3 protein-coding genes are annotated in these 5,117 nt (G+C 26.0%); all 3 read left to right on the forward strand.

What is annotated here, in order from left to right:
- Positions 1–1,829, forward strand: a 1,829-nt coding sequence (locus ACRC03_RS10600; RefSeq protein ID WP_438652536.1) for an McrB family protein, incomplete at its 5' end; no start/stop codon positions are given.
- Complete coding sequence (locus tag ACRC03_RS10605; protein WP_438652537.1) at positions 1,822–3,252, forward strand: 5-methylcytosine restriction system specificity protein McrC; 1,431 nt, start codon at positions 1,822–1,824, stop codon at positions 3,250–3,252. The genes ACRC03_RS10600 and ACRC03_RS10605, both read left to right, overlap by 8 nt.
- A 72-nt stretch (positions 3,253–3,324) precedes the next feature.
- A partial coding sequence (locus tag ACRC03_RS10610; protein ID WP_438652538.1) for a DUF2779 domain-containing protein occupies positions 3,325–5,117 on the forward strand: 1,793 nt, incomplete at its 3' end.

The raw sequence follows: 5,117 nt of genomic DNA on the forward strand, positions 1-5,117 counted from the left end.
TTAACAACATTAATATCATAAAGGATGAAATTTTTACACTAGACTATGATAAGATGAAAATTATAGACTTTAAAATTGAGATGGATAGTAAAAGTAAATTAGGATTAGAAGAATTTAAATTCGTTACAAAAGCAAGAGATACTATTGAGATATTGGTAAATCAAATTGTACATAATAAATTGATATCTAACAAACAACTTTTTTCTGATATCTTATATAATGAAAAAATTGCCTGGGTAAAAAATAAGGATGATACAAAATATGGATATTTAGTACAGGAAGAGAGTAAAAGAGATTATTTTAGAATTTCTAACGAGAACACACATATGTACGCAGATAATGCACCTACTTATAAAATAAATGGCATTACATATAGGCTACTGACTAAAGTAGCAACACCGTCAAAACCAAAGTTAGAAGTTGAAAAACCAAGAAACTCTTCTTTAGATAGTACAGGTGTATTATATAGAATAGTATATTATTTTTATGAATCTTATTTAAAAAATTTAGAAGGATATAATAGTGAAAATAATTGTGAATATGATATTTTATATAAATTAGTAAAAGCAGAGTTTAATGAATTTAATAAAAACATACACTCAAAAGAATACTCCACAAAAGCAAATGAGGATAACTTTAGAAAGGTAAAAGAGTGTATAGAAAAGTTGACATTTATATGGAGTGAACCTAATTCAATAATAGATAATGGTAATCAAATAAAAATAAAAGGGGTATATAGAATGAGCAATATAGACTATATTAATTTAATGGATAATCTAGAAGTAAGACAAATGATTTTACAAGGTCCACCAGGAACATCAAAAACATACACAGCAAAAGAAATGATTAAAGAGCAACATAATATAAAAGAAGAAGATTTAGAATACTATATGATTAGAGATTATGAAAATGAATTTAGAACGATAGAAGATAATGAAAATAAAGAGCAGAGGCAGTTTGGATGGGATATAGTGCAATTTCATCCGTCATATGGATATGAAGATTTTATAAGAGGAATATCTGTAGGAACTAATGATAAAGGGGACGTAATTTATAATACAGTAAATAAAATTCTTGGAAGTATGTCAAATTTAGCTAGGAGAGATGAAAATAAGGATAAAAAGTTCTACTTAATAATAGATGAAATAAATCGTGCAAATATTGCAACTGTATTTGGAGAGCTTATATATGCCCTTGAATATAGAGATAAGGAAGTAGCGACACCATATAAAATTGAAAAAGATTATAATATAAAAATACCAGAAAATCTTTATATAATAGGAACTATGAATACAGCAGACAAATCTGTTGGAGGAATAGACTATGCAATAAGAAGAAGATTTTTATTTATATCATCCCCACCTAAAATAGAGGTTATTGATGAGTTTTATAAAAAAGAAAAAGATGAGAAAATTGGACAAATAGCTATAAATTTATTTAAAAATATAAAGGAGTTATTCATAAAATACAAATCAGATGATTATCATTTAGAAGATATACAGATTGGACATACATACTTTTTAATAAAAGGAGTAGAAAAGGAAAAAAAGCTAAAGCAAAGATTTATATACCAAATGTTACCTATACTTAAAGAGTACTATAAAGACGGATTATTTAAATCATATGATAGTTCAAGCGATAGTAAATATATAGATCAATTAATGTTGTTAATAATGAATAAATTAGAGGAACTAAAAAAATACGAAGATATAAAAAATAAATTAGCTAAATACAAGAATGAAGAAAATGAAGAAGATATTATAACGGAATATATATTTGAAAAACTAGTGTCAGACAGTAACATAAAAGTGGTGAAAGATAATGGCTAAAAGTGAATTAGAATATATTACTGGTGAAGTAATATTAGGTCAAGATTGGACAGAAATAAAAAAGCTACCAGATACTGACTTTAAATTAAGCAACAAAACTCAACCTTTTGAAAATTTAGGACTTAGCATAAAAGATAGAGATAAAAAAACATATTATACGAAAGGTTATGTAGGAGTAACAAGATTAAAGGATAAAAACAATTGTAATATATTATGTCCAAACACCAACAAAGAATATATTTTAAATATAAAGCCAAGGTTTGAAGGTTTAAATCCAATAAAGATGATAAATGAATTAAAAGATGATGATGAGTTTTTGATCTATTTATCATCTGATAAAAAAGAGGATATTAATAACCTAGAAGATAATACTTTATTCCATTTTTATGAAAATGAAGCTCCAATAGAGATTGATGGAGGATTTATTGAAGAAGGTAATATTATTTCAACTGTATTATATATAAATCTATTGACTGAGATTTGCAAAAGAAACCTAATGGGTAAAATGCAAAAACATGAAGAAAATTTGACCGGTAAAGTAAAAGGTAAGATTATGTTTAATAAAAACATAAATTCTAATCTAGTTAGAGGCAGGAAAGATAGAATTTATTGTCAATATCAAGTTTATAGTATCGATATACTAGAAAATCAAATATTGAAATATGGGTTATACAAAGCAAAAAAGATAATTAATGAATTTTTTAGAGAAATATCAAGTGATATAAAAAGAAATATAGCATATTGTGAGAAAGCTTTAGAAAATGTAACTTTTAGAAAAATATCTTTACAAGAAATAAATATATCAAAAGTATCAGGGTTTTATTCGAATTATAAGCAAGCACTTAAATTTGCTAAAATGCTTATAGAAGGTGTCTCAATAGATGCATATGGGAATGTTAAAAAAGTGTGTGTAACACCCTATGCGATTAATATGCAAAAGCTATTTGAATTTTACATTAGGAAAGTAATAAAAAATGAAATTAAAGATAAATACAAAAACGATTTAGTGCTAGAACCATATGATAAAAAGTTTAACATACTATATGAAAATAGAGATAAAAAAGATAGAAAGTTATTTGTAGAAACGTATTTAGCAGATAATGTAATACCAGATATATTATTAAGGTATCAGGATGGAAAATACATGGCATTAGATGTTAAATATAAGAGATACGATAAGTATGATACAAGAGATGATACATTACAAATACTAGCTTATGGAATGTTATTTGATTGTGAACATATAGGCTTAATTTTACCAGAGCAAATAATAGATTCTCCTATACGACGACAAGAGTATAGACTAGATATTAGAAGTAGTGATAAAAATAACAAAAAATACTACCATGAAATAATTATATCTGAGGAGAATAAAAGAAATATACTTTCAAATATTATTATATCCAAATGTACAAAAAAATAGGCTAAGTTATAAATTAATTATTTGATATTTTGATTTATTAAATACTAATATAAAATAATAAGGGGAAAATATATGTTTAATAAAAAAATTATTGATTTTACTCTAGAAGAGCTTAGAAAACTACTAATATCAGACAATATGTACATGAACATAAGAGAAAACTGTAATATAAAAAGCGAATCATCAATGACACGATTCATATATTTGCTTATTTATGATGAAATAAAGAAAACTAATAATAATAAAAATACTATGTACCAAAAGTACTTTTTAGTAAATCAAAACTATGGAAGTAAAAATAGTGGAGCTGTAGATAATGTAATAAAAAAATATTTTAAAGTAGATACAGTTGAAGATGCAAATAAAAATTGCGAGGAGGTACTAGAAGATGTAATTACAGTACGTGAATTAATAGAAAAATTAATATCAATATCTGAAAATAGGAATTACATTGAGGACTTTAATGAAATAAAAAAAGCATTAGAAGCAATTGAAAGCTCTGAGGAAACAAACATATTTGAAGGCTTAGTATCAGTAGGGGAGGCTTCAACACGATATAACGTAAGTGAATCTACTGTAAAGAGATTTATACGTGAAGGAAAGATAGTAAATGGTGTGGATTGTAAAAACTATGGAAAACAGTGGGTTATAAAGGCAGAAGCATTAGCTAGAGTTTTTGAAAAAGAAAATGATTCACAAGTTATACCCTCATATGTGATTAGAAAGAATATTTTAACTAAGGCTGATTACCTAAACGGAGTAAAATGTCCCAAATCATTATGGTTATCAAAAAATAGACAAGATTTAAAAGAAAATGAAATAAATGATAAGTTAGAAGATATAAAATCAGTAAAAGAAATAGCTAGAAATCTATATCCTAATGGTATATATGTACAACAAAACGTAAGTGTTGAGGATATGATAAATGAAACAAAGGAAAATATGCAGCACAGAAAAATAATATACAATGGCACATTTGAATACAAGGATATACTAGTAAAATGCGATATACTAAACCCTACAAATGAAGGATGGGAATTATATCAAGTAAAGATAAAATCAAAAGTAGAGAAGAAAGACATTGAATCTATAGCAAGTGAATTATCAATACAACAGCATGTATTAAAACAACTTGGGTACGAAATTAATAAAGTATCTTTAATACATATAAATGGAAGTTATGAGAGAAATGGAGAATTAATACCAGGTGAATTTCTTCAAATCACAGATTTTACAGAACATATATTAAAAACAGAAGCAATTGAATCAAACATTTCAAATATAAAGAACTATTTAGAAGAAAAGGATGAGCCTACAAAAGAAATAGGGCAATATTGTCTTAAAATAAGGGAATGTGATTTTATAAACTATTGCTGGAAGGACATACCTGAAAATTCTGTATTTGATATAGATGGAAGGTCTATGCAGACTAAAACCAAGTTTAAAAATTATGAAAATGGAGTTATAACTTTTGAAGATTTATCAAAAGAGAGAACAATTAATGAAAAAGTAAAAATACAAGTTGAGGCAGAACTACAAGATAAGCAATTTATAGACAAAGAAGAAATAAAATCTTTTATGGATACACTACATTATCCTATGTATTTCTTAGATTTTGAAACCTTCCAACAAACTGTACCTTTATATAATGGATTAAAGCCTTATCAGCAGATACCATTCCAATATTCATTACATTATATTGAGTACGAAGGAGCAGAATTAATGCATAAGGAGTTTCTAGCAAAGGAAGGTAAAGACCCAAGAGAAGAATTTGCTAAATCATTAGTTAATGATATTCCTACAGATGCTTGTATAATAGTTTACAATAAATCTTTTGAACAAAGTAGAATAAGAGAACTAGCGAA

The organism is Romboutsia sp., assembly GCF_051659545.1.
Lineage (GTDB): Bacteria > Bacillota > Clostridia > Peptostreptococcales > Peptostreptococcaceae > JBOFOR01.